This window comes from Pontibacter sp. Tf4 (assembly GCF_014212495.1).
Classification (GTDB): Bacteria; Bacteroidota; Bacteroidia; order Cytophagales; family Hymenobacteraceae; genus Pontibacter.
The window spans coordinates 237,497-262,840 of record NZ_JACKZC010000007.1 but is presented as its reverse complement, the minus strand read 5'-3'; the positions used below and the strand labels follow the sequence as shown (position 1 = coordinate 262,840).

The window sequence follows — 25,344 nt, the reverse complement described above, 5'->3', positions numbered from 1 at the left end:
GTGAATGGAAGTAGCTGGAGGTAGGAGCTATACAAACCTTGAAGTATGGACAAGGGGGAGAGCATTAGTGAAAAGAGTATATCAACTCTCGCAGAAATTTCCAAGAGAAGAAATTTTTGGATTAACAGCTCAGGTAAGAAGTGCAGCAGTTTCAGTACCATCTAATATCGCAGAAGGTTGTGGAAGGCAACATGCGAAGGATGCGATTAACTTTTTTCATATATCAAGAGGTTCGCTTTATGAAGTTGAAACGCAACTGTATGTTGCCGCTGACCTGGAATATATAAATGATGAGCAGCTTAAAACAGCATTAGAAGAAATTCTGGTTTGTAAAAAGCTTCTAAATGGCTTTATAAAATATTACAGAGGGTTATAGTTGTTACCAACAACCAATAACCAACAACTAATAACTATGAAAAAAATAGCAATACTTGGAGCGGGAGAAAGTGGCGTTGGAGCCGCATTACTGGCACAGGCCAAAGGGCTTGAGGTGTTTGTGTCGGATATGGGGCAGATCAAAGACGAGTATAAGGCCAAACTGGCAACTGCTGCTATTCCTTTTGAAGAAGGTACACACACCCTAACCAAGATATTAGATGCTAACGAGATCATTAAAAGTCCTGGCATTCCTGATAAAGCTGCAATTATACAGGAAGCAGCCAAAAAGCAGATTCCGGTCATCTCTGAGATAGAGTTTGCAGGCCGCTATACCAATGCAAAATTTATCTGCATTACAGGCACCAACGGCAAAACTACGACCACGCTGCTGACCTATCACTTGCTAAAAAGTGCTGGTCTGAATGTGGGATTGGCCGGTAACATAGGCGAGAGCCTGGCCGAGAAAGTGATCGACGATAAGCACGATTACTATGTAGTGGAACTGAGCAGCTTTCAGCTGGACAATATGTACCAGTTTAAAGCGCACATTGCAGTGCTGCTGAACATCACGCCCGACCATTTAGACCGCTACGGCTATAGTATGGATAACTATGCGGCCTCAAAAATGCGCGTAGCGCAGAATATGACCGGAAGCGATTATTTTATTTACAATGCAGATGATCAGAATATTCTGAAAGCATTTGATTCGGCTGCCTTTGGCGGTACAACTATACCGTTTTCGCTGGAAGGGGCAGCAAATGCAAAAGTAACATACCAAGGCTCAACTATAGCATTAGCCCTTGGAACATCAGAAGCAACTATAGATACGTCGAAGTCGAGCCTGATCGGGAAGCATAACCAGTACAATACCATGGCGGCTGTGGCAGTAGCCAAGTTGCTGCAGGTGCCGGATGAAACTATAGTTAAGGCGCTGGAAACATTCCGGAATGCTGACCATCGTTTGCAATTGGTAGGTGTAGCCAAAGATGTGAGTTACATCAACGACTCCAAAGCCACTAACGTGGAAGCAGTTTGGTACGCGCTGGAAGGCATCAAACAGCCGATCATTTGGATTGCCGGCGGTGTGGATAAAGGCAACGACTATAGTACGCTGGAGCCACTGGCCCGCGAAAAAGTGAAAGTGCTGATCTGCCTGGGCAAGGATAACAAAAAACTGGAGCGCTCTTTTAACAAAGTGGTGCCAATCATTGCCGAAACAGACTCGATAGAATATGCTGTGCGCATGGCCAAATTACTGGCAGTGCCCGGCGATGTGGTGCTGTTGTCACCGGCTTGTGCCAGCTTCGACCTGTTCAACAATTATGAGCACAGGGGCGAGCGCTTTAAAGAGGCCGTTGAGAAAATAGTTTTAGAGAAGTAAGAGACACAATTTTTAGCCAAAGGTATGGTAAAGCAGTGGTTACAGAAAAACCTGCAGGGTGATCCCGTTTTATGGGGTATCGTCTTGATGTTCTCGCTGATAAGCGTGGCGGTGGTGTATTCGGCTACAGGTACGCTTGCTTATAAATCATACGACGGAAACACAGAGTACTTCCTGCTGAAGCACTCTTCCCTGATTTTTGTGGGGCTTGCGTGTATGTGGGCGGCGCATAAGATCAACTATAGATATTACTCCCGACTATCGTTGGTAGCCCTTATCATTTCGGTTCCCTTGCTGCTGTTTGCTTTCTTCTGGGGTTCCAACATCAACGATGCGTCCCGCTGGATCACGATCCCGGTTATCAACCAGACTTTCCAGCCTTCGGATTTGGCAAAGCTGGCCCTGATCTCTTACCTGGCAAGTATGTTGGCGAAGGTTCAGCTACAGGTAAAAGACTGGCGAAAAACGCTGGTACCGATGCTGATCTGGACGGTGGCCATTTGTGCCCTGATTGCCTTGACGAACACTTCAACAGCTATACTGCTTTTTGCTACCTGTATGCTGCTGATGTTTATCGGCCGTGTACCTTTCAAGTACCTGATGACGGTGTTTTTCATTGTGATCATTGTAGGTGGCGGTGCGCTGGCAGTTGGTCAGCGTTTGGGCACGGCCGTTAGTCGTGTCGAGGCATTTTTAGATAAATCGGAAACACCGTTTCAGTTGGAGCAATCCTATATCGCCATTGCAACCGGTGGCGTGGTGGGGAAGGGCCCGGGGAACAGCGACCAGCGCGATATTCTGCCGCACCCTTACTCAGATTTTATTTTTGCGATCATTATAGAAGAATATGGCCTTTGGGGCGGTGCAGCGGTGCTGTTTTTGTACCTGGCGTTACTCTATAGAGGCATGGTTACGGTGGTAAACAGTACAGGCGCATTTGGCGGATTGCTTTCGGCAGGCCTGAGCTTTAGTCTGGTTATTCAGGGAATGATAAACATGGGGGTAGCTGTTGGACTGGGCCCGATCACAGGTCTGCCACTGCCGCTTTTAAGTATGGGTGGTACATCGCTGATCTTTACCGGCCTTTCGCTGGGTATCATCCTGAGTGTGAGCCGCACCGACAGAGAAGTTACACGTGCTGCCGTAGGCGCACCTGATATAAACGCTAAAATTCCGGCACATGCCTAAGTCTCACAGACCATATCGCATCATTATCAGCGGTGGGGGCACCGGCGGGCATATTTACCCGGCTGTGGCCATTGCCAACCAGATCAAGGCCATCAGCCCTGATTCGGAGATACTGTTTGTGGGTGCCAAAGGCCGTATGGAGATGACACGCGTGCCAGAAGCTGGCTACAAAATTGTAGGCCTCTGGATAAGTGGACTGCAGCGCCGACTGACATTGGATAACCTGTCGTTCCCGCTTAAAGTGTTGTCGAGTGTGCGTGCATCGCATAAGATCATAAAGGATTTTAAACCAGACGCGGTAGTGGGTGTGGGTGGTTACGCCAGTGGTCCGCTATTGTATGCGGCTACTGCGCAGGGTATTCCAGCCCTTATCCAGGAGCAGAATTCCTATGCCGGTATTACCAATAAACTGCTGGCCAAGCGTGTTGCAAAGGTGTGTGTGGCTTACGAGAACATGGAGAGCTTCTTTCCGGCCGATAAACTTGTGCTGACCGGTAACCCGGTGCGCCAAGATATACTGAATGTGACGGAGAAAAGGAGAGAAGCGCTACTGCACTTTGGCCTGACATCTGAAAAGAAAACGATCCTGGTGATTGGCGGAAGCTTAGGCGCCCGAACTATAAACCAGAGTATAGCCGCCGGCCTGGAACAAATTGCTGAAGCAGGTTTTCAGCTGATCTGGCAGACAGGAAAAGGATTTTATGCTACCGCTAAAGAGCTGGAGCAGAACTATACCGATAAGGGCGTTCGTGCCTTTGATTTTATTAAGCGTATGGACCTGGCTTATGCGGCTGCCGATGTGGTAGTTTCCAGAGCCGGAGCACTATCTATTTCAGAATTATGCCTGGCAGCTAAACCATGCATCCTGGTACCATCGCCGAATGTTGCTGAAGATCATCAGACGAAAAACGCCATGGCCCTGGTGCAGCAGCATGCAGCTATTCTGGTACGTGATGTTGAAGCAGCTCAGAACCTGCTTCCGGTAACTATAGCACTGGCTAACGACGAGCAGGAGCAGAAACGCCTGGCGCAGAATATAGCTAAAATGGCTCGCCCAAACGCGGCTGCCGATATTGTGAACGAACTTGTAAAGTTGATAAAGTGAGACTGGAAGACTATAAGTATATCTACTTCTTAGGCATTGGCGGCATTGGTATGAGCGCGATTGCCCGGTGGTTCCATGCAAAAGGTTTTCCGGTTTGGGGATACGACAGAACCCGTACCCCGCTTACCCAGGCACTGGAGAAGGAAGGCATAAAGGTGCATTATGAGGATGCTATTGCTAACCTGCCACAGGAGATTTTAGGGGACAAGGAAAATACATTGGTGGTTCTTACCCCAGCCATTCCTGCCGAGCATGCGGAGTGGAATTACCTGAAAGAACAGGGCTATACTATAAAAAAACGCTCCGAAGTACTGGGCATCATTACGGCTAATGCCTATACAATTGCCGTGGCCGGCACGCATGGCAAAACTACCACGTCTTCGATGGTAACGCAGTTGCTGCACCATGCCGGCGTAGATGCTTCAGCGTTTTTGGGTGGGATTGCTACGAACATCAATTCTAACCTGCTTATAAGCAAAGGCGAGCAGGAACAGGAATTGGTAGTTGTGGAAGCTGATGAATACGATCGTTCGTTCCTGACTCTTTACCCGGACATTGCTATAGTTACGTCCGCAGACCCGGACCACCTGGATATTTATGGCGACGGCGAAGAGTTGATCCGCACATTCCAGAAATTCATCAGCCAGATAAAGCCGGGCGGTTACCTGTTCATCAACAGCAAAATAGACCCGCGGCTAACGGCGCATATACAGCCGGGCGTGCAGGTAGTAAACTATAGTTTTGATGCCGGAGATGCTTGTATTCAGAATCTTAGCATTGAAGGACGCTGGTTTAATTTCGACATAAAAAGCCCCTTCGGTAACATAGGTTCGCTGGCGCTGGGAGTGCCTGGTTTTCATAATGCCGAGAATGCGCTGGCAGCCATACTGGTAGCTCAGATTCTGCAAGTGCCTGTGGAGCAGATACGTAGTGGAGTGCAGGACTACAAAGGGGTAAAGCGCCGCTTTGAGTTTGTGTATGAAGGCAAGGAAAAAGTCTACATCGACGACTATGCGCATCACCCGAAAGAGATCGATGCCTTTATGAAATCGGTGCGCGCACTTTACCCGGACAAACGGATTAAAGTGATATTTCAGCCGCACTTGTTCACGCGCACCCGCGACTTCGCAGAGGGGTTTGCAGAGAGCCTGAGCAGGGCCGATGAAGTGGTATTGCTGGATATTTATCCGGCCCGTGAGAAACCTATACCGGGAGTAACCTCAGAGATGCTGTTGGAACGGATTTCGTGCCCGGCAAAATCGTTGATAACCAAAGCCGAAATTGTGGATAATTTGGCTCTAAACCTTGATTTTGACGTGTTGGCAACCGTTGGAGCCGGAGATATTGATACCTTAGTGCAGCCTATCAAAAATATTTTAGAAAAAGTGTAGTATGGGCTTGAATAGTAAAATAAAATCTTTAATTTTTGCAGGTTGTAGCATCGTTACAATTGGCACGCTCGCAGGTTTTTCAGCTTCAAGGCAAAATGAAAAAGTATGTAAAAAAGTGTCAATAAATATTGGTAATGAGTACAATAATTACTTTATTGGTGATAAGGAAATTAAAGCCCTGCTGACCCGTGAGGGAGAGCGTGGTTTGGAAGGCTTACCCAATAAAAGCATTGACCTGAAAAACCTGGAAAAGCGGATCGAGTCGCATAAATTTGTGGCAGATGCGGATGTGTACCGGGACCTGCAGGGCAATATCAAAGTAGAAGTAAAACAGAACAGGCCTATAGCAAGAGTTATACAAGCAAATCAGGACGTATACGTTGATGTAGAAGGGCATATCCTGCCTCTTTCCGACAGATACACCGCTCGTGTGATCCCAATTACCAGGTCGGCGAATTTAAAACCATTGAACCAGGAGTTTTTTCAGGATTCGACCGGACAGGCCTATCTTTCCTTACTGCAGTTCATTGAGAACGACCAGTTCTGGAAAGCCCAGTTAGCCCAGATGCACATAGATGGCAAGGGTAAAGTTTCGTTTCTGCCGCAGGTAGGCGACCATACCATAGAGTTTGGAAAGCCGGTAAACCTGGAGCAGAAGTTCAGGAAACTGATGATCTTTTATAAAGAAGTGCTACCTGTAATGGGCTGGGACAAATATAAAAGAGTGAATGTAGAGTACGAAGAACAGATTATTTGCGAATAAATATACAGATATGCAGAACGACAAAATAGTAGTAGGCTTGGACATTGGCACAACCAAAGTTTGCGCACTTGTAGGTCGGAGAAACGAGTTTGGTAAGCTGGAGATCCTGGGTATGGGTAAAGCCGCATCCGAAGGTGTGGTACGCGGCATGGTAAGCAACATCGATAAAACGGTGGAAGCGATCGTGAAAGCAGTGAAGCAGGCAGAGGCACAGGCAGATATCAACATCGGCATTGTGAACGTTGGGATAGCCGGTCAGCATATCAAAAGCCTGCAGCACAATGGTAGCATTACGCGCCAGGTAGCTGATAACGAGATTACAGTAGAGGATGTAAAGCGTCTCACCAACGACATGTACCGCCTGGTGATACCGCCTGGGAGCGAGATCATCCATGTGATGCCGCAGGAATACAAGGTAGACTACGAAGAAGGTATAGTTGACCCGGTAGGGATGTCCGGTGTTCGTCTGGAAGGTGACTTCCACATCATCACTGCCCAGACAAATGCCATCAACAACATCAGCAAGTGCATTCAGCGTGCCGGTCTGGTAATGGATCAGCTTATCCTGGAGCCGCTGGCATCATGCATGTCGGTACTGAGCGAGGAAGAGAAAGAAGCAGGCGTGGCACTGGTAGATATTGGCGGCGGCACCACTGATATTGCCATCTTTAAAGACAATATTATTCGTCACACAGCAGTTCTACCTTTCGGTGGTAATATCATCACTTCCGATATCAAGCAAGGCTGCATGGTAATGCAGAACCAGGCAGAGCAGCTGAAAGTAAAGTTTGGCAAGGCCATTGCCGACGAAGCCTCCGAAAACGAAATAGTTTCGATACCTGGCCTGCGCGACAGAACACCAAAAGAGATATCTTTGAAGAACCTTGCCTATATTATTGAGGCAAGAATGGAAGAGATAGTAGAACTGGTGTATGCAGAGATCGTGAGATCAGGTTATGCCAGCAGCCTGGCAGCAGGTATAGTTATTACAGGTGGTGGAGCTCAGTTGCAGAATCTGGTGCAGTTAGTGGAGTACATCTCCGGCATGGATACCCGCATCGGTTATCCGAACGAGCACCTGGGCAAATCGAAAATTGATGCAGTAAAGAGCCCAATGTACGCTACCAGCGTAGGCTTGGTGCTGGCAGGATATCATTCCATTGACCAGCGCGGTGCAGAACGCATTGAAGAAGTGCCGGAGCGAAAAGAATACCAGAAACCGGCCGCAAAAGCCGGCAACAAGGAAGGTGGCGGCCTGATCAGCATGATCAAGGGGCTGCTGTCGGATGACATAGACAACAACAAACAAAGTTATTAACCCATAACAGAGCAGGAGAAATAAGCATGAGCATGTACACTTTCGACTTACCGTCAAGCAGTAAGTCCATCATCAAAGTGATTGGCGTAGGGGGCGGTGGCAGCAACGCTGTAAACCATATGTATAGCCAGGGCATCAAAGACGTAGAGTTCATTATCTGCAACACCGATGCACAGGCCCTGAAAAGCAGTGGCGTTCCTACCAAGCTTGCCATCGGCCAGAACCTGACAGAAGGTTTAGGTGCCGGAGCAAACCCTGAAAAAGGCCGTCAGGCTGCCTTAGAGAGCAAAGAAGAGATCCGTGAAATGCTGAGCACCGATACTAAAATGGTGTTTATCACGGCTGGTATGGGTGGTGGTACTGGTACTGGTGCTGCTCCTGTTATTGCAAAAGTTGCCAAAGAGCTTGGTATCCTTACCGTAGGTATCGTTACAGCTCCTTTTGGTTTTGAAGGACGCAAGAAAAAGCAGGCTGCTGAAGACGGCGTTCGTGAGCTGAGCGAGAACTGCGACACGATCCTGGTGATCCTGAATGACAAGCTGCGCGAGATGTTTGGTAACCTGACCATCCGTGAGGCTTTTGCAAAAGCAGATAACGTGTTAACGACTGCCGCTAAATCTATAGCGGAGATAATTACAGTTACTGCTGAAGTGAACGTTGACTTTGAAGACGTGAAAACGGTTATGAAAGACTCCGGTGCCGCAGTGATGGGTTCTGCGATAACCGAAGGCGAAGGCCGTGCGCTGCGTGCTGCTGAAGAAGCGTTATCTTCTCCTTTATTGAACAATACAGATATTCACGGTGCTCAGAAGATCCTTCTTTCTATCATGTCTGGTGAGCAGGCTGAGCTGGAGATGGACGAACTGACTGAGATCACCGAATACATCCAGGATAAAGCCGGCCAGGAAGCTGAAGTGATCTTCGGTCATGGCATCGACTCTACATTGGGCCAGAGCATCCGCGTTACCGTTATTGCAACAGGCTTTGCCAGCAACAGCGATAACCTGATGGAGCCAAAGAAGACAGTTTTTGATCTGGAAAGCGAAAAAAAAATTGAAGTTGCAGCTGCCAAGCCAGAAGTTGTAGAAGTAACTACATTTGTTCCAAAGCAGGTAGTAGCGCCGGCTCCGGTAGCACAGGCACCTGCTCCTGCTCCAATGCCTGCACCAGCTCCGGCACCAGCACCTGCTCCTCAGTACGAAATGCGCAGACCGGTAGAGCAACCACAACAGCCAAACCGCATTGTGTTTGATCTGAATGCAGCTGATACAACTGACAGCTTTTTTGCCCCTAAGGCAGATGAACGTGCTATTCAGGAAGCAGAAGAGCGTGAACTGATGAGACGCAAGCAGGAAGAGCGCCGCGAGCGCCTGCGCAGACTAAGTACTGAAAACACCTCAGAAGCGATAAAAGAGAAGCTGGAAGTACCGGCCTACCTTCGTCGTAATGTTGCGTTGGAATCAGTGACACATTCTTCAGAGCGCAGCATTTCCCGCTTCAACCTGAACGATGACAACGAGATCTTAGGAAACAATAGCTTCCTGCACGATAACGTAGACTAATATCATTTCCCTGCTATAAAAAAGGCTGCCGAATTTGGCAGCCTTTTTTGCTTTATAGGGCTATAGTTGGCAAAATGTATAATACTTATAAACTATAGTTGAACTATAGTTGACGGCGTAATATGCTACTACTATATCTCCGTAATACCTTTGTTTTAAACTATAGTTTAGCCCTCACAAGATATGATTTCAGAACTTGTATAAATGTTTGGAGAGCGTTGTAAGACAGCCATAGCGGGCAAAACTATAGCAACTATAGCAGACCTGTCAGAACTTCAATAACTGCTCTACATGCTGCTCCAGCAGCTCTTGGTATAGTTTGTTGGTGAGCTGTGTTCCATCAAAATTCTTTTCGATATGAGCCAGTTTCAGGCGCATGGCCATTACATGCATACCCAGGTAGTTCAGTACATCCGACAAGTGGCTTAACGACAGGCCGCTGCCCTGCATCCCCGACGATAGCCCGATCAGCGCTCCTTTCTTATGCTGGAAGGTGTTGGGGTACTCCAGCCCGTCAATAAAGGCTTTCAGCACACCCGGGAAAGAGGAGTTATATTCCGGCACCACAAACACGAACTTATCAGCATTTGCCACCATAGAGGCCAGCTTATTAAACTGCTCGTTCTTACCGGTATTCTTGTACAACGCCGTGAATATAAAGTCCGCCGGAAGCTGGGCCAGGTCAAGGATTTGGTAAGCTGCGCCATGCTGTTCTAAAAGCGAAGCGTATAGGTTTACGATAGCAATGCTGTTGGATTCAGGTCTGTTGGTGCCTGAAATTAATGTGATCATGGTGCGAAGGTGGATTTACCCCTTTAACAGGCGTAAGGATGTAAAGTTGTAAAATAGTTAAGGGAACAATATTAGAAAGTAATGGCTATAAAACAAAAAAGCGGAACATTGCTGCTCCGCTTTTCATATTTATCAGATAGCCTTAGGCAACATGCTCTGATGTAGCTTTTGCGCTCAGATACTCTCTGTTCAGGATGGCAATGTTCTCCAAAGAGATACCTACCGGGCATTCTGCCGCGCAGGCTCCTGTGTTAGAGCAGGCACCAAAGCCTTCAACATCCATCTGGCTTACCATGTTCTCAGCACGCGTTTTGCGCTCTGTTTTACCCTGAGGCAACATAGCCAGCTGCGATACCTTCGCACTCACAAACAGCATAGCTGATGAGTTTTTACAGGCCGCCACGCACGCACCGCAACCGATACAGGTAGCCGCGTCAAACGCCTTATCAGCAATTGATTTGCCAATAGGAATTGCATTTGCATCTGGTACACCGCCTGTGTTTACAGAGATATAACCACCCGCCTGCTGAATACGGTCGAACGCTGAACGATCCACTACAAGGTCTTTATGCACCGGGAAAGCAGCTGCTCTCCAAGGCTCTATCGATATAGTATCTCCATCGTTGAAGTGGCGCATGTGCAGTTGGCACGTAGTAGTACCGCGCTCCGGGCCATGTGGGCGACCATTGATATACAGGCTGCACATACCGCAGATACCTTCACGGCAATCGTGGTCGAATGCGATCGGGTCTTCGCCGCGGCGCAGCAGGTCTTCGTTCAGTACATCCAGCATCTCCAGGAACGACATATCCGGGGAGATACCTTTAACAGGGTATGTTACCATAGCACCTGCTGCTTCTCTATTTTTTTGGCGCCAAACCTTTAGTGTCAGGTCCATTGGTTTAGCATTTGGATTACTTCCAGCCATTTCTTTATTAATTACGAATTAAGAATTACGAATTAAGAATTACGAATCGTCTGTTTCAGACTCTATTCATTCTTAATTATTAATTATTCATTATTTATAGCTACGCTGTGTTAGCTTCACGTTCTCGAACTTCAGTTCTTCTTTATGAAGTACCGGCTCGTTGCCAACGCCTGTAAACTCCCAGGCAGCAACATAGGCAAAGTTCTCATCGTCACGCAGGGCTTCGTTCTCAGGTGTCTGGTATTCTTCACGGAAGTGACCACCGCACGACTCGTTTCTGTGCAGCGCATCGTCTACCATCAGTTCACCAAGTTCCAGGAAGTCGGCTACACGGTTCGCTTTCTCTAAAGTGATGTTCAGTTCTTCGTTTACACCAACAACTTTCACATCTCTCCAGAACTCATCGCGCAGCTTACGGATCTCCTGTTTCGCGAACTGAAGGCCTTCCGCAGTACGGGCCATTCCGCAGTAATCCCACATCAGCAAGCCAAGTGCTTTATGGAAATCATCAACAGTGCGGGTACCATTGATAGAAAGCAGCTGGTTGTTCTTCGCGATAACAGCCTGCTCTGCCTCTTTAAAGGCAGGGTGGTCAGTTGTAACTTTTGTAGTTGGGTTCTGCGCCAGGTAATCGCCGATTGTGTAAGGAATTACGAAGTAACCGTCAGCAAGGCCCTGCATCAACGCAGAAGCACCCAGGCGGTTCGCACCGTGGTCAGAGAAATTACACTCGCCGGTAGCGTACAGGCCAGGGATGTTTGTCATCAGGTTATAGTCTACCCAAAGGCCACCCATGGTATAGTGTACAGCCGGGTAAATACGCATTGGTCTTTCGTACGGGTTCTCGTCCGTGATCTTCTCATACATCTCGAACAGGTTACCATACTTGGCAGCCACTGTAGCCTGACCATCACGCTTGATAGCATCTGCAAAGTCAAGGAAAACGGCAAGGCCGGAAGAGCCTACACCACGTCCTTCGTCGCAAACCAGTTTGGCGTTACGTGATGCCACGTCGCGCGGTACTAGGTTACCAAAGGCAGGGTATTTGCGCTCCAGGTAGTAATCGCGGTCTTCTTCTTTAATGTCGTTTACTGTGATCTCGCCTTTACGCAGGCGCTGGGCAATCTCAACAGTTTTAGGTACCCACACACGGCCATCGTTACGCAGCGATTCTGACATCAGCGTCAGTTTAGACTGATAGTCGCCGGAAACCGGGATACAGGTCGGGTGAATCTGGGTAAAGCAAGGGTTAGCGAACAAAGCACCTTTTTTGTGTGCTCTCCAGGCTGCTGTTGCGTTAGAACCCATCGCGTTAGTTGACAGGAAGAATACGTTACCGTAACCACCTGTTGCCAGCACAACCGCGTGCGCACTGTGCGATTCAATTTTACCTGTGATCAGGTTACGTACCACTATACCGCGTGCCTTGCCATCTACCATTACCAGGTCAAGCATTTCGGTACGTGGGTACATTTTTACTTTACCATAAGCAATCTGGCGGTTAAGCGCTGAATAAGCACCTAACAACAGCTGCTGTCCGGTCTGGCCACGGGCGTAGAACGTACGGGACACCTGAGCACCACCAAATGAGCGGTTAGCCAGCAGGCCGCCGTACTCACGCGCAAAAGGAACACCCTGTGCCACGCACTGGTCAATGATGTTAACAGATACCTGCGCCAGGCGGTACACGTTGGCCTCACGGGCACGGTAGTCGCCACCTTTAATAGTATCGTAGAACAGGCGGAAAATAGAGTCGCCGTCGTTCTGGTAGTTTTTAGCAGCGTTTATACCACCCTGCGCTGCAATAGAGTGCGCACGGCGCGGAGAGTCCTGGAAGCAGAATGCTTTTACGTTGTAGCCCAGCTCGCCAAGGGTTGCAGCAGCAGATGCACCGGCAAGACCGGTTCCTACTACTATAATATCGTATTTACGTTTGTTGGCCGGGTTTACCAGCTTCACATTAAATTTATGCTTGTCCCATTTTTCGGCCAATGGGCCTTCCGGGATTTTAGAATCTAATATCATATAAACTATAGAATCTGGATGTTACACGAAGAAAAAGAAGTAAAGCGGAATAGCGGCAAAGCCCAGGCAAATGAGCACTGAGAAAGCGTAGCCAAACTTCTGGATAAACGGCGTATACTTTTTGTGATTAAGGCCCAGCGACTGGAAAGCACTCTGGAAACCGTGGATCAGGTGGTAAGCAAGTGCCACCATGGCGATCACATAAAGTGCCACATAGATCGGGTTTTTAAAGGCCAGCACTACTTCGCTGTACAGGTTCAGGTAGTCTGCGTTCGGAACACCTTCCAATTCGCCGAATCGGGCAGGAACGAAGAAGTTCCACAGGTGCACCAGCAAAAACACCAGAATTACCGTGCCCAGCAGACCCATGTTACGGGAAGACCAGGTGCTGTTCTGCTCCGGGTGGCTGTTATAGTAGCCTACAGGGCGAGCAGCCTTGTTGCGGCGAGTCAGTACTACCGCATCGTAGATGTGGAACACGAACCCTAACACCAGTACGATCTCCATGATGCGGATAAGCATGTTATTCGCCATAAAATGGGAGTAAATATTAAACGCCTCGCCACCATCTTTGTAAAAAAGCGTGAGGTTACCAGCCAGGTGCACCACCAGGAAAGAGCAGAGGAAAAGACCCGTGATCGACATGATGATCTTGCGCCCGATTGTACTGGAAAACGTTTTAGTAAACCAATTCATCTGTATTTGTTATAGGTTAAATAATGAAGCTTTTTAATTCTCAAAGGTACACGCGCACCCTGTATAAAACAATTTAATATCAAATTTTGAATTAATCTAAATTGCCGGCTGTAAATTGGCCATATAAATAGCCCGGGGGTGGTTTTACGGGTGAAAATTGCTCCAAAAGCAGTGCGGCGAAATGCATTTGTAACCGTATAAGAGTACTAAGTGGCAGTGTACCATTAATAACACACAGCTTCAGGAGTTGTTTGCGGCGCAACGATGTGTTCCAGACAGGCCTCCGGCCAGAAGTATTGTAGTATAATAAGCAACAAAAACTGATATTTTAAGTTAAAGTTATACCTTTGTTTACTGCCTAACCCTACCTATATGCCAAATTCTTTACGCTTAAGGTACCTGTTGCCGGGTAGTTTGTTGTGGGTGTTGATATTGCTGTTGGGTTCACTTACGGAGGCACAGGCTACACACATCAGAGCCGGAGACATTACGGCTAAGCGCGATACGACTGCTAACCCTAATCCGCGCCGCTTCTTCTTTACCATGATCATCTACATGGATGCCACCTCGCTGGCCGACCACCCTGAAGTGGAAATGTCGATGGGGGATGGAAATGTGGTGACCGTAACCAGGGAAACAGGCGCGAGCCGTGGTCCTAATATCGGGAACAACACCGACAAGAACGTTTACAGATGGGAATACACTTACAGCGCTGATGGTACTTACACTGTATCATGGAACGGTATAAACCGGAATGCCGGTATCCTGAACATGACCGGACCCACCGACCAGCATTCCTTTCTGATCACCACTACTATAAATATCAGCTCGCTACGCGGCTTTAACAGTACGCCGGTACTTACAGTTGCGCCTATAGATATAGCCGCTGTAGGCAAAGTATGGGTACATAACCCCGGTGCCTACGACCGCGACGGTGACAGCCTTGCCTTTAAATTGAGAGTACCGCTCCGGAAAGATGCTGCCGGTAACATTGTGCCGGTGCCAGGCTATAGTTTGCCCAACCGTACATTTAACTGTAATAACTCGGAGGGCACCACAGCCTCCATTTTTACCCTGGATATTGAAGACGGACAGCTGGTGTGGGATGCGCCCTGTATGGCAGGGGAATACAACGTGGCCTTTGTAGTAGAAGAGTGGCGCGTAGCCCGAAATGGCGGTGTCATAAAGCTTGGCGAAGTAGTACGCGACATGCAGATTATTGTAAAGGACACGCCGAACAACCCGCCAAAGCTGGAACCGCTGGATACCTGCGTAATTGCCGGTACAACATTTACCGGTGTAGTAAGGGCTACAGACCCGGATAATGACCGGATAACCCTTACAGCTACCAGTGGTATCATACCGCCTGCTGTTTTTACTAAACTGACAAATGAGCCCGGCTCTGCTACTGGCCGCTTAACGTGGGCTACAGAATGCAACGATGTGCGCGAGAGACCATACCAGGTTATTTTTAAAGCAGAGGACGTGAAAGGATCCAATCAGGTGAAACTCGCTGACCTGCAGCCCTGGAATATCCGGGTAGTGGGGCCGCCACCACAAAACCTGCGTGCCGAAGGCGGCGACCGCTCTGTTACCCTGACCTGGAACCCTTATATATGCCAGAATGCCGAAGTGATGCGCATTTACAGGCGCGAAGGCCCTTCTAACTTTGTTCCTGACGAATGCCAGACAGGTGTTCCGTCCAGCACAGGCTATGTACTTATAGGGGAGGTGGGCAAAGCAAAAGATGGAAGCTGGCCAACAACTTTTACGGATAATAACAAGGGTGCCGGCCTGAAGGAAGGTGTGGAGTACTGCTACATCATTTATGCCCGTTTCCCGGCCCCGGGGCGTGGCGAAAGCATTGCCAGCGAGGAGGTCTGCATTAAAATTGACCAGGATATTCCGTACCTGACTAATGTGACCGTACTCAGCACCAGCGCTACCAACGGCAGCATCCGGGTTGTCTGGACCAAGCCGCGCAAAACTGATAAGCTGATACCGCCATTCCAGTACCGCCTGTACCGCAAGGAAGGGCAGCAGGTAAATGGTACCTATACCTTTATCAAATCCTTTGGCCTGAACGATACCACGCATGTAGACCAGGGACTGAACACGCTGGAAAAATCATACCGCTATAAACTGGAGTTTTACCAGTCGGCTACTACAGCCGGACCACCTACAGTATTCCGTGACAGCACCTCGGCATCGAGTGTGTTCCTGAATGTAACGCCATTAGAAGGTGAAAACAAAGCCATTACGCTGAACTGGACTTACAATGTGCCTTGGCGCAACGATCTGCAGCCACATGCCATCTTCAGGCGCGAGAGTACCGGCGGAGCGTATGTGAAAATTGCAGAAGCCAATGGCTCCACAACAAGCGGCACCTTTACAGATACAGGAACGCAGGCTGCGCCACTGGAGCGTGGTAAAACCTATTGCTATTATGTGGAAACCAGCGGTACGTACCAGCTGGCAGATGTGAAGGACCCACTGCTGAACAAGAGCCAGGAAGTATGTGCCCTGTTGCCTAAGCTGGTGTGTCCGCCGGAGCTGACGATAGACCAGTTGAATTGCGATGCTTTTTTGGCGAACCCGACCGATCCGCCGTACCAGAACGTTCTGAACTGGGTGCCGCAGATAACCGGCGACTGCAGTGATGAGATAAAGCATTACACCATTTACTTTAAAGGGCCGGGCCAGACAGACTATACCGAACTGGCACAGGTTCCGGGCAACATCACGACCTATACCCATACCGGGCTGGAGTCGTTTGCAGGTTGCTATGTGGTTACTGCCACCGATGTAAATGATATTGAAAGTGAGTTCAGCAACGAAGTGTGCAAGGACAACTGCTTCTTCTTCATGCTGCCGAACATCATCACTCCGAATGGCGATAACCTGAACGATGTGTTCCGTCCTGACAAGAAGGCCAGGTTCATCCGGTCGGTTAAGTTCACTGTATTTAACCGCTGGGGCGTGAAGGTTTTTGAAGGCAACGACAAGGATATAAACTGGCCGGGCACCGACTCGGATGGCAACCGCCTGACGGATGGTATCTATTATTACGAAGCCCAGGTTGAGTTCTTCTCCATAGATCCGGCCAATGCCTCTAAAAAGTATAAAGGCTGGGTAGAGATTGTACGCTAATGCAAACTGACCGGGAAAAGCTGCAGGACAAAGCGATCGTGTTTTATGATGGCTCCTGCGGCTTTTGCCAGTCCAGCGTGCAGCTGGTTTTAAAGTATAATAAGCAGCAGAACCTGTACTTTGCCCCGCTGCAGAGTGGCGTGTTGGAGCAGCTTGTACCAGCAGCCCAGGTGCCGGATCCGCTACCCGACGCCGTCTTGTTTTACGAGCATGGTAAACTATATTCCGCTTCCGAAGCAGCCCTCCGTATTACCCGCCATCTTAAGTTTCCGTGGTCGCTGTTTTCTTATTTCAGGTTTATTCCAGTATCTTTCCGCGATAAAATCTATAGTTTTATAGCCCGGCACCGCTACAAAATTGCCGGCCGCCGCGAAGCCTGTATGTTTCCGGAGCCACACCAGCGGGCCAGGTTTATAAATTAGATTGTTAAATTGTTGATTGTCGAATTGTTGTTCTGGTATAGTACAAACTATAGTTTAGACCACCATTTTACAATTTAGCCTTTAACAATTTAACCTTAGAACGATCAACGAATAACGATTAACGATTTAAGAATGAAAAAGGCATACGTTTTCCCGGGACAGGGTTCTCAGTTTGTAGGTATGGGCAAAGACCTGTACGAACAGCACGAAGTAGCAAAACAACTGTTTGACAAAGCAAACGAGATCCTGGGGTTCAACATCACCGAGATCATGTTTAACGGTACCGACGAGGAGCTGAAGCAAACCAAAGTTACCCAGCCGGCTATTTTCCTGCACTCGGTAGCACAAGCAGCAGTTGCCAAAGATTTTGCACCGGATATGGTGGCTGGTCACTCGCTGGGTGAGTTTTCGGCGCTGGTGGCAAGCAAAGTGTTGAGCTTTGAAGACGGTCTGAGACTGGTATCTAAAAGAGCGTTGGCCATGCAGGCAGCCTGCGAAGCAAACCCGTCAACTATGGCCGCTATACTTGGCCTGGAAGATGAGAAAGTGGAAGAGATCTGCGCTTCAATTGATGAAATTGTTGTTGCAGCTAACTATAACTGCCCGGGTCAGTTGGTAATTTCCGGCTCAAATAAAGGTATTGAGATCGCCTGCGAGAAGATGAAGGAAGCAGGAGCGAAGCGTGCGTTGCCGCTGCCGGTTGGTGGTGCCTTCCACTCGCCACTGATGAAGCCGGCTGAAGAAGAACTGGCCAAAGCCATCAATGAAACAACGTTCAGCAAAGGTATCTGCCCGGTTTACCAGAACGTAGATGCCATGCCACACACAGATCCGGCCGAGATCAAAGAAAACCTGATCAAACAATTAACCGCCCCGGTTCGCTGGACACAGTCGGTACAGCAAATGATTGCCGACGGCGCTACGCATTTTGTAGAATGTGGCCCGGGCAAGGTATTACAAGGCCTGGTGAAAAAGATCGAGCGCACAGCTGAAGTAAGCTCTGCAGAGTAAACTATAATTTAGTATCATCTGAAAAGTCCTTCCTGACCTGGTGCAGGAAGGACTTTTTTATGCGCTATAGTTTTATAGTTTAAGTGCTATGGTTTGCACTACTTGGAGATCAACTATAAACCATTACATTTGCTGCAAAAGCTAACACTACCACTATGAAAAATAAGGGCCATCTGCTGCTCTGGATCGTCGGGTTCCTGCTGCTCGATCTGTACTTCAATCTCATCCCCAGACTGATTACGCTGGATGTGCTGCCCTGGCTGGCTTATGCTGTTGGGTTTTACGTGGTGGCGCACCTGTTTGCCCGGTATGTTTTAAAACTAAAAGGACTGACCGATTTTGGTTTGCAGTTGCAAAAGGGCTGGTTTACGTTTCTGATGATCGGTTTTGTAATTGGTTTTTTGAACTGGTCGCTCAAATACCTGGCGTTTTACCTTATGGGTAAATTTGAAGTAACCGGCCTGATGGAGGCCAGCTACATTGTGCCTATGTTAGCGCAGGCCTTGTTTGGGATGCTGCTGGCTTCGGCGATAAATGATGTGATTTGCAGAGGTTACTGGCTACCATATTTCAGGAAAAACAACCTGATGGCTTTCTACATCCTTTTCACAACTATAGTTTATGCGCTGGATGATTCCTGGAACGAAGGCATAACGATAACCAATTTCATTTTCTCGGCCGTACTTGGAATTTCGCTGGCTTATACGGTGGTAAAGACTGGCACAATCTGGATGGCAATTGGCATACACTGGGGCGCTAACATGATGTACCGGGCCATGTTCGGCTTTAACGGGCAGGGCGTGTGGCAGGTTGAGCAGCTGCAGGACGGAGTAGTTTACGAATGGGTAAGCATTGGTACTACGGCATTGATCTTCCCGATAGTTTACCTGTTGCTCCGGAACAGGAAGCCATCAGAGGCCCCAAGTGAAATGCAACTGAAGGCAACCCCTGAAATAGCTGCTTAATCTTCTACCAACTATAAACTATGAACCTGGAGAACCGCAAAGAAGTGCTGAAGCTGGTAGATGAAGCCCATGCAAAAGTAGAATCCTTTTACTCGAATGAAGCTGTCTACAAAGATACGCCGGAGTGGACCGAGAAACGCCGGTTGTTACTCGCTGATCTGGCGCTGCACCTGACCCAGGACGCACTGAAAGGAGAAACTATAAGACAAGGATCTTTACGAAATCACCTGTTTGCTATACTTAAGATCAGCGGGGAATTCTTTCCGGATGATAACTATACGGATGCAGCACTGCTGATTGATAAACCCGTCGAAATACTATAGTTGGGAAGCTAAACTATAGTTCACCATAGTGCCCTCGCTCGCGTCCCGCGAGTGTGAGTTATTCTGCGGCCTCTGGCCGCTATAGTTAGTATGCCGCAAGTTTAGCGTTAGCGTAACTTTTGGCTGTACCTAGAGCCAGTTTGTAACCGGTATTTAATGTAGAACTATAGTTTCGCCAGTTACAAACTGGCTGCCAAACCTACCCACCAGTTGCCGCTACGCTCAAACTGGCGGCATGAGAGGAGGCTTGTTCGTAATCGAGCTATAGTTGAATCAGATTAAAGTTAGCAGGTAACCCAGCAAGGCGCCACCTATTACAATCAATGCACTGTTCACTTTCCGGAAGCCGAAGGTGATGGCAATGCTGAGGATGGCGATAACTATAGTTCGCCAGTCGGTTATAGTTTCTCGGCCCATCTCCACGCAAACGGCAACTATAACGGCCACCGAAGCCACATTTACGGCATCCAGGAAAGCTGCCATCAGTGCAGAATTTCGCATGTACTTTACAACGGGCTTGAGTAAGGCTACAAACACAAACGAGGGCAAAAAGATACCTATAGTTGCCACAGCTGCGCCTGCCCAGCCATTTAACTGGTATCCCACAAACGTAACCGACGAGAAGACTGGCCCCGGTGTAAACTGCCCGACCGCAATGGCGTCGATCAGCTGCTGCCTTGTTAACAGGCCGGTTGCAACCAGTTCGGTATCCAGAAATGCAAAAAGCACATAGCCGCTGCCATAAAGTATCGCCCCGATCTTCAGGAAAATCAGGAAAAGCTTGGTATTGCTTACCGCCTGAAGCACGGTGCCAGTCGCCTGAACAAAAGAGAGAAGTGAAAAACTATGGATTGGTACCGACTTGTTTTTATTCCGGAAATAGGCCAACAACAGCGCGACAAAACCTGCTCCAAACATCACATAGATCTCGCTTACGCCAACTATAGCCAGCACCAGGGCTGCCGCACCAATCACACCCAGCCAAACCGACTTCAGCGACTTTTTAGCCAGCGGGAAAACAGCGGCCAATATAATGGCGATAATGGCGGGCTTAATGCCGTAGAGGTAAGGCTGTAGTTGCGGCAGCTGCCCATACGTTTTGTAGAGCCAGGCAAAACAACCGGTTATAAAAACAGCCGGAAGGATAAAGCAAAGCCCAGCTACCAGCAAACCACGCCAGCCGGCACGGTCGTAGCCGATATGGATGGCAAGCTCGGTACTGTTTGGGCCGGGAATGAGGTTGGTAGCGCCGATCAGGTCCAGGAAGTGCTGCTCGCTCATCCATTTTCGTTTCACCACCACTTCATCCTGCATCATGGCAATGTGCGCTGCTGGTCCGCCAAAGGCTATAAATCCCAGCTTCAGGAAAAGCCTGGTAAGCTCTCTTAATTCTGTACTCATTTCAACTATAGTTCAGTAGCAATTGGCCTGTCATTTCTCGACCATTCGCTCCAGGAGCCTACGTATAATTTTGGAATGCCCAGACCAGCCTGCTCCATGGCCAGTATGGTATGACAGGCCGTAACGCCGGAGCCACAATGCACTATCACATCAGTAGCGGTGCGGTTGCCAAGTGCTTGTTTATAGTTGCGTTGCAGGACTTCAGAAGGTAGAAAAGTACCGTCAGCTGCAAGATTGCCTGCAAACGGAATGTTCACCGCACCGGGAATGTGGCCGGCTATTAAATCTATAGGTTCGGTTTCGCCTCGGTAGCGGGCGGCTTCGCGTACATCAATAACCACAGCATCGGGGTTTTGAACAGCCTGCGCTACTTCGGCTATAGTTGCTGTGGGTAGTTGCCAGGTAGTATAGGGGTAAGGGGGTTGTTTTATAGTTGCCTCCTCACCTGAGTTTACAGGCACGCCGGCAGCCAGCGCAGCCTGGTAACCACCATCCAGCACCTGCACATTTGTATGCCCAATGGCACGCAACATCCACCAGAAGCGCGCAGCAGCATTAGCCCCATTTTTATCATCATACACCACTACATGGCTCTCTGGCGTTATGCCCAGCTCACCCAACAACTTTGCAAATTCGCTGATAGGTGGTAGCGGGTGACGCCCACCATTTGCTGGGTCAGCTGACTTCTGTGCTAAGTCAATTTCCAGGTCAACAAAGAGCGCCCCGGCCAGGTGTTCCGAACTATAGTTCTGCTTTGCCTGCGGGCCGGTTCGGGCATCTATCAGTATCAGGTTTTTATCCGGATAAATGGCTACCAGTTGCTGAGGTTTAATGATTGGGAGCATTGGCTATAGTTGAAAAAGACAGAGATTCTTTATTAACGGCTTGGTTTTGCGGTGGCACAGCTACCGTAAAGGTGTGGTTATGTTAAGTTTTATTCTATATAAGTTCTCTTGTCAGCATTGTTAGCTTATTCCCTACTACTTCCCTTATTTCCATCAAGAAGCTGTCAAGTTCTCTTCTTTTTCTTAACTCCGTAAGAGGGTACGATTTTTTGAACATGTCTGCTCTGATTACAAGTACAAAATCCTTCCTCAATGAATTGTAGATTAGTATACCACCAAAGCAAAAGAAACCTACAATCATAAATATAAAGTAGCCTAATGCCTTTCCCCTTTATAACCTAACTTGGGACTGGAAATGTTTATAGGACCAAAAATCTCACCGATGTAAAGTCCCGCTGCAATCAAGGCTATTCCCATAATGAGAACTACAATATGGTTATTTACCACATTCGATTTTCGAATCTGTAGCTCTTCAATCTCATGAAAAGAAAGCCTTCTGTAGGGAAACTTACTTCGAAGAAGCGCAATTCCAGTTTCATCAATTCGAAATTCAGAAGTTTCGTATCTCTTCATACTTTAAATTGAACATAACTATTGGATAACAGTAAACATACGTTTATCTGCACTATGTACGGAGTATAACTATCCCTCCACCGCAATCTTAAGCACCACCTTTCTTACCACACGCTCGCCGGTAACCATGGCCGCGTGGGCATCATCCGGGTAAAAGATGGTGAAGGAGCCAGCTGGCACATCAAACCAGTTATCGGTTTTGTCCGGGAAAAAAGCGGCTTCGCGTTCCTCGTTATAAGGGTCGTTGGGTTCGTCGCAAAGAGCGAAGTCTTTCCAGCCCATGTGGTCGGTGCCCGAGATCACGTACTGTATGTCGATGTACTTGCGGTGCACTTCCAGTTTATAGTTGTCTTTGGTTACACCAGCCGCTTCTGAGACGATAGCAAACAGTTTTTTGCCTTCTATTTCGTGCACGCCGGTTTCTATAGTTGCCAAATCTGTTTCCTGTAAAAATTTAAAAGCCTGCGCAAAAAGCGGGTGCATGCATACGTAACGGTCGGCGTTGGAGAGTTTATCGAGAACCATGGTGGTTTAATTACGAATTATGAATTAATAATTATGAATGGTATTGGAAACAAGGATAAAAAGAGCCTGTTGTCTAACATCTGAAATCTTCTGTCTTTCAGCGAACGAAACACCCGTTTATACTTGTTATAAAATGCTAAATTTGCCTTAAATTAAGAGATATCCATTGATCTATCCAGAAAATTTTGAAATAAAGATCGGGTTTGCGCAAGTGCGTGAAATGCTGTCTGAGCTTTGCTTAAGTCCGCTGGGCCGCCAGTTCGTAAACCGCATGCAGTTCCTGAACCGCCACGACCTGGTGCAGCGACTGTTACAACAAACAAATGAATTTAAACAACTGCTGGAATCCGACGCCGAAATTCCGCTGAGCCATTATTTCGACGTAACGGCTGCGCTCGACAGAGCTGCTATTCCGGGTACTTTTCTGGATGTGGTGCAGTTCTTCGAGATCAAGATGTCGTTGCGTACAATCCGCGATTCACAGCGTTTTATTTCGGGCACCGAAGAAGGGAAGTTTGAAGCCCTGAAAGCCTTAGGCGCCGACGTGACCGTAGAGCGTGCACTGATAGCTGCTCTGGATAAAGTGGTGGATGATGCCGGTGCCGTGCGCGACGATGCCACACCCGAACTACAACGCCTGAAACGCGACCTGATTGCACAGCAGGGTGCCCTTCGTAAAACCATCAGCTCCATCATCCGCCACGCCAAAAACGAAGGCTGGACTCCCGACGATGCAGAGCCAACTATACGCGGCGGCCGTTTGGTTATACCGGTTATAGCCGAGCACAAGCGCCGGGTTAAAGGTCTGATTCACGACGAGTCGAATACCGGACAAACTGTTTACATCGAGCCGGAGTCTATTTTCGGACTGAACAACGACATCAAAGACCTGGAGAACGCCTATCACCGTGAACTTATTCGTATTCTGACTGGCCTGACCAACACATTGCGCCACCATATTCCGGAGCTGCGTAAGGCTTACCAGTATTTGGGTCTGCTGGACTTTATCCGGGCCAAAGCAGCTTTTGCGCGCCGTGTTGAGGCTACCATGCCAACGCTGCATAAGCATCCGCACATCGCCTGGAAACAAGCCGTGCACCCATTACTTTATTTGTCGCACCGGCAGTTGGGTAAGCCAACCGTGCCAATGGACCTGGAACTGAACCGTGACCAGCGTATTCTGCTGATATCAGGGCCAAACGCTGGTGGTAAATCGGTGAGCTTAAAAACGGTGGGCCTGGTGCAATATATGCTGCAAACGGGTATGCTGATTCCGGTAGAAGATGGCTCTGAAGCGGGTATCTTTCATGACATCTTTATTGATATCGGGGATGAGCAATCGATTGAGAACGACCTGAGTACCTATAGTTCGCACCTGACCAACATGAAAAAATTTGTGACGGTTGCGGACAGCAAAAGCCTGGTGCTGATTGACGAATTTGGTACAGGTACAGAGCCGGTGCTGGGTGGTGCCATTGCCGAAGCCGTGTTGCAGACGCTGAATAACAGCAAAGTATACGGTGTGATAACCACGCACTATACCAACCTGAAAAACTTTGCCGAAAAGACGCCGGGCATTGTAAACGGAGCCATGCGCTACGACCACAAAAACCTGGCGCCGCTTTACCAGCTCGAGATTGGTAAACCAGGCTCGTCGTTTGCCATCGAAATTGCCCGTAAAATTGGTTTGCCGAAAGCTATAGTTGACAAGGCCAGCAGCCTGGTTGGTAAAGACAAGATCCGTTACGACCGCTTGCTGGAAGAGCTGGAAACCGAAAAGCAGGAACTGGAGAAAAAACTGGCCGAGGCAACCAAACTGGAGCAGAAGCTGAAGCGCAATGTAAAAGAGTACAACGACCTGAAGAATTTCCTGGAAGAAAGCAAGCAGGACGTGATGCGCGAAGCCAAAGGCAAAGCCAAGCTGCTGTTAAAAGATGCCAACCAGAAAATTGAAGCAACTATACAACAGATAAAGCAAAGCCAGGCCGAGAAAGAAAAGACCAAAGAAGCCCGCCGCGAACTCGAAACTTTTGCCAACGAGCAGGTGCGCAAAGAAGAGCCACGTCCGGCACATAAGCGTTTTGCTGCAGGTGGCCCGCTAAAAGAAGGAGATACAGTAGCATTGGTAGGGCAGGATTCCGTAGGCCAGATCGTAAGTGTAAAAGGCAAAACTGCGGAGGTACTTTTCGGAGGACTTAAAACTATAGTTAAAATTGATAACCTGGAGCGTGCCGAAGCCCAAACCAAAAAGCAGAAGAAAGCAGAAGAAGGTTATACCCGTGGCATGAACATCACGCAGCGCATGGCTGATTTCGGAAGCACGCTGGATGTTCGCGGAGAATATGCCGAAGATGCCTTGACCAAAGTGATGAACTTTACTGACGAAGCCATTATGCTGGGCATCCCGGAGATCAAGATCATTCATGGCCGCGGGAATGGTATACTGCGGCAGGTAGTGCGCGATTACCTGTACTCGGTGCCGGAAGTAGCCAGCCTGGGCAGCGAAGCCGAAGAACGCGGCGGCGATGGCGCTACGCTGGCCGTGCTGAAATAGCAACTATAAACTATAGCTAACAAAAAAGGCTCCTGAAAGGGAGCCTTT

22 protein-coding genes are annotated in these 25,344 nt (G+C 48.5%); 14 read left to right on the top strand and 8 right to left on the bottom strand.

Features of this window, described 5'->3' with window-relative positions:
• The first annotated feature begins 4 nt into the window (after nt 1-4).
• The 8 genes from H7F15_RS13405 to ftsZ all read left to right on the top strand — a co-directional run bounded on the left by H7F15_RS13405 (nt 5) and on the right by ftsZ (nt 9,086).
• Nucleotides 5-376 (top strand): four helix bundle protein, encoded by a 372-nt coding sequence (locus H7F15_RS13405; protein ID WP_185197490.1) that lies wholly within the window; start codon nt 5-7, stop codon nt 374-376.
• Between the two features lie 36 nt (nt 377-412).
• A complete protein-coding gene (gene murD, locus H7F15_RS13400) occupies nt 413-1,759 on the top strand; it encodes a UDP-N-acetylmuramoyl-L-alanine--D-glutamate ligase (protein ID WP_185197489.1) in 1,347 nt (448 codons plus the stop codon).
• Nucleotides 1,760-1,783: 24 nt separating this feature from the next.
• Nucleotides 1,784-2,947 (top strand): FtsW/RodA/SpoVE family cell cycle protein, encoded by a 1,164-nt coding sequence (locus tag H7F15_RS13395; RefSeq protein WP_185197488.1) that lies wholly within the window; start codon nt 1,784-1,786, stop codon nt 2,945-2,947.
• Complete coding sequence (gene murG / locus H7F15_RS13390; RefSeq protein WP_185197487.1) at nt 2,940-4,052, top strand: undecaprenyldiphospho-muramoylpentapeptide beta-N-acetylglucosaminyltransferase; 1,113 nt, start codon at nt 2,940-2,942, stop codon at nt 4,050-4,052. Before H7F15_RS13395 ends, murG begins: the two co-directional genes overlap by 8 nt.
• A complete protein-coding gene (gene murC, locus H7F15_RS13385; RefSeq protein WP_185197486.1) occupies nt 4,049-5,443 on the top strand; it encodes a UDP-N-acetylmuramate--L-alanine ligase in 1,395 nt (464 codons plus the stop codon). The genes murG and murC overlap by 4 nt, the downstream gene beginning before the upstream one ends.
• 115 nt (nt 5,444-5,558) lie before the next feature.
• Nucleotides 5,559-6,206: a cell division protein FtsQ/DivIB gene (locus H7F15_RS13380; protein WP_370523726.1), complete on the top strand. Its 648-nt coding sequence runs from the start codon at nt 5,559-5,561 to the stop codon at nt 6,204-6,206.
• Nucleotides 6,207-6,216: 10 nt separating this feature from the next.
• On the top strand, nt 6,217-7,524 hold the full coding sequence (gene ftsA, locus H7F15_RS13375; RefSeq protein ID WP_185197484.1) for a cell division protein FtsA: 1,308 nt from the start codon (nt 6,217-6,219) through the stop codon (nt 7,522-7,524).
• Between the two features lie 26 nt (nt 7,525-7,550).
• Entirely contained in the window at nt 7,551-9,086 is a 1,536-nt protein-coding gene (ftsZ, locus tag H7F15_RS13370) for a cell division protein FtsZ (protein ID WP_255481240.1), read from the top strand.
• Nucleotides 9,087-9,353: 267 nt separating this feature from the next.
• On the opposite strand, the gene H7F15_RS13365 is transcribed toward ftsZ, so the two are convergent.
• The 4 genes from H7F15_RS13365 to H7F15_RS13350 all read right to left on the bottom strand — a co-directional run bounded on the left by H7F15_RS13365 (nt 9,354) and on the right by H7F15_RS13350 (nt 13,527).
• The gene (locus H7F15_RS13365) at nt 9,354-9,878 is read right to left on the bottom strand and encodes an NADPH-dependent FMN reductase (protein WP_185197483.1); all 525 of its coding nucleotides are present in this window, start codon (nt 9,876-9,878) and stop codon (nt 9,354-9,356) included.
• 142 nt (nt 9,879-10,020) lie between these two features.
• On the bottom strand, nt 10,021-10,776 hold the full coding sequence (locus H7F15_RS13360; protein ID WP_185197580.1) for a succinate dehydrogenase/fumarate reductase iron-sulfur subunit: 756 nt from the start codon (nt 10,774-10,776) through the stop codon (nt 10,021-10,023).
• 120 nt (nt 10,777-10,896) lie between these two features.
• On the bottom strand, nt 10,897-12,831 hold the full coding sequence (locus H7F15_RS13355) for a fumarate reductase/succinate dehydrogenase flavoprotein subunit (protein WP_185197482.1): 1,935 nt from the start codon (nt 12,829-12,831) through the stop codon (nt 10,897-10,899).
• 21 nt (nt 12,832-12,852) lie between these two features.
• Nucleotides 12,853-13,527 carry a succinate dehydrogenase cytochrome b subunit gene (locus H7F15_RS13350; protein WP_185197481.1) on the bottom strand — a complete coding sequence of 225 codons (675 nt, stop codon included), beginning with the start codon at nt 13,525-13,527 and terminating at the stop codon, nt 12,853-12,855.
• A gap of 372 nt (nt 13,528-13,899) precedes the next feature.
• Here H7F15_RS13350 and H7F15_RS13345 point away from each other — a divergent pair, with 372 nt between their 5' ends.
• The 5 genes from H7F15_RS13345 to H7F15_RS13325 all read left to right on the top strand — a co-directional run bounded on the left by H7F15_RS13345 (nt 13,900) and on the right by H7F15_RS13325 (nt 19,398).
• On the top strand, nt 13,900-16,677 hold the full coding sequence (locus H7F15_RS13345) for a gliding motility-associated C-terminal domain-containing protein (RefSeq protein ID WP_255481239.1): 2,778 nt from the start codon (nt 13,900-13,902) through the stop codon (nt 16,675-16,677).
• Nucleotides 16,677-17,099 (top strand): thiol-disulfide oxidoreductase DCC family protein, encoded by a 423-nt coding sequence (locus tag H7F15_RS13340; protein WP_185197480.1) that lies wholly within the window; start codon nt 16,677-16,679, stop codon nt 17,097-17,099. The genes H7F15_RS13345 and H7F15_RS13340 overlap by 1 nt, the downstream gene beginning before the upstream one ends.
• Before the next feature lie 132 nt (nt 17,100-17,231).
• Nucleotides 17,232-18,110 (top strand): ACP S-malonyltransferase, encoded by an 879-nt coding sequence (gene fabD, locus H7F15_RS13335; RefSeq protein ID WP_185197479.1) that lies wholly within the window; start codon nt 17,232-17,234, stop codon nt 18,108-18,110.
• Between the two features lie 155 nt (nt 18,111-18,265).
• Nucleotides 18,266-19,075 (top strand): CPBP family intramembrane glutamic endopeptidase, encoded by an 810-nt coding sequence (locus H7F15_RS13330; RefSeq protein ID WP_221627069.1) that lies wholly within the window; start codon nt 18,266-18,268, stop codon nt 19,073-19,075.
• A gap of 20 nt (nt 19,076-19,095) precedes the next feature.
• The gene (locus H7F15_RS13325) at nt 19,096-19,398 is read left to right on the top strand and encodes a hypothetical protein (RefSeq protein WP_221627068.1); all 303 of its coding nucleotides are present in this window, start codon (nt 19,096-19,098) and stop codon (nt 19,396-19,398) included.
• 273 nt (nt 19,399-19,671) lie between these two features.
• Here H7F15_RS13325 and chrA read toward each other — a convergent pair whose 3' ends face one another.
• From chrA to H7F15_RS13305, 4 genes are all read right to left on the bottom strand, one after another.
• A complete protein-coding gene (gene chrA, locus H7F15_RS13320) occupies nt 19,672-20,799 on the bottom strand; it encodes a chromate efflux transporter (RefSeq protein WP_185197478.1) in 1,128 nt (375 codons plus the stop codon).
• A gap of 5 nt (nt 20,800-20,804) precedes the next feature.
• Complete coding sequence (locus H7F15_RS13315) at nt 20,805-21,644, bottom strand: sulfurtransferase (protein ID WP_185197477.1); 840 nt, start codon at nt 21,642-21,644, stop codon at nt 20,805-20,807.
• A 315-nt stretch (nt 21,645-21,959) separates the two neighbouring features.
• On the bottom strand, nt 21,960-22,217 hold the full coding sequence (locus H7F15_RS13310) for a hypothetical protein (protein ID WP_185197476.1): 258 nt from the start codon (nt 22,215-22,217) through the stop codon (nt 21,960-21,962).
• Nucleotides 22,218-22,286: 69 nt separating this feature from the next.
• Nucleotides 22,287-22,742 (bottom strand): YhcH/YjgK/YiaL family protein, encoded by a 456-nt coding sequence (locus H7F15_RS13305; RefSeq protein WP_185197475.1) that lies wholly within the window; start codon nt 22,740-22,742, stop codon nt 22,287-22,289.
• A gap of 166 nt (nt 22,743-22,908) precedes the next feature.
• On the opposite strand from H7F15_RS13305, the gene H7F15_RS13300 reads away from it, so the two are divergent.
• The gene (locus H7F15_RS13300; RefSeq protein ID WP_185197474.1) at nt 22,909-25,296 is read left to right on the top strand and encodes an endonuclease MutS2; all 2,388 of its coding nucleotides are present in this window, start codon (nt 22,909-22,911) and stop codon (nt 25,294-25,296) included.
• Nucleotides 25,297-25,344: the final 48 nt, after the last annotated feature.

Coding starts and splice junctions, on each gene's coding strand:
- H7F15_RS13355 (WP_185197482.1), bottom strand. CDS start 12,831: ATGATATTAGATTCTAAAATCCCGGAAGGCCCATTGGCCGAAAAATGG.
- H7F15_RS13365 (WP_185197483.1), bottom strand. CDS start 9,878: ATGATCACATTAATTTCAGGCACCAACAGACCTGAATCCAACAGCATT.
- H7F15_RS13405 (WP_185197490.1), top strand. CDS start 5: ATGGAAGTAGCTGGAGGTAGGAGCTATACAAACCTTGAAGTATGGACA.
- H7F15_RS13340 (WP_185197480.1), top strand. CDS start 16,677: ATGCAAACTGACCGGGAAAAGCTGCAGGACAAAGCGATCGTGTTTTAT.
- H7F15_RS13395 (WP_185197488.1), top strand. CDS start 1,784: ATGGTAAAGCAGTGGTTACAGAAAAACCTGCAGGGTGATCCCGTTTTA.
- murD (WP_185197489.1), top strand. CDS start 413: ATGAAAAAAATAGCAATACTTGGAGCGGGAGAAAGTGGCGTTGGAGCC.
- H7F15_RS13350 (WP_185197481.1), bottom strand. CDS start 13,527: ATGAATTGGTTTACTAAAACGTTTTCCAGTACAATCGGGCGCAAGATC.
- H7F15_RS13360 (WP_185197580.1), bottom strand. CDS start 10,776: ATGGACCTGACACTAAAGGTTTGGCGCCAAAAAAATAGAGAAGCAGCA.
- murG (WP_185197487.1), top strand. CDS start 2,940: ATGCCTAAGTCTCACAGACCATATCGCATCATTATCAGCGGTGGGGGC.
- H7F15_RS13315 (WP_185197477.1), bottom strand. CDS start 21,644: ATGCTCCCAATCATTAAACCTCAGCAACTGGTAGCCATTTATCCGGAT.
- ftsZ (WP_255481240.1), top strand. CDS start 7,551: ATGAGCATGTACACTTTCGACTTACCGTCAAGCAGTAAGTCCATCATC.
- ftsA (WP_185197484.1), top strand. CDS start 6,217: ATGCAGAACGACAAAATAGTAGTAGGCTTGGACATTGGCACAACCAAA.
- H7F15_RS13305 (WP_185197475.1), bottom strand. CDS start 22,742: ATGGTTCTCGATAAACTCTCCAACGCCGACCGTTACGTATGCATGCAC.
- H7F15_RS13310 (WP_185197476.1), bottom strand. CDS start 22,217: ATGAAGAGATACGAAACTTCTGAATTTCGAATTGATGAAACTGGAATT.
- H7F15_RS13325 (WP_221627068.1), top strand. CDS start 19,096: ATGAACCTGGAGAACCGCAAAGAAGTGCTGAAGCTGGTAGATGAAGCC.
- H7F15_RS13345 (WP_255481239.1), top strand. CDS start 13,900: ATGCCAAATTCTTTACGCTTAAGGTACCTGTTGCCGGGTAGTTTGTTG.
- chrA (WP_185197478.1), bottom strand. CDS start 20,799: ATGAGTACAGAATTAAGAGAGCTTACCAGGCTTTTCCTGAAGCTGGGA.
- fabD (WP_185197479.1), top strand. CDS start 17,232: ATGAAAAAGGCATACGTTTTCCCGGGACAGGGTTCTCAGTTTGTAGGT.
- H7F15_RS13330 (WP_221627069.1), top strand. CDS start 18,266: ATGAAAAATAAGGGCCATCTGCTGCTCTGGATCGTCGGGTTCCTGCTG.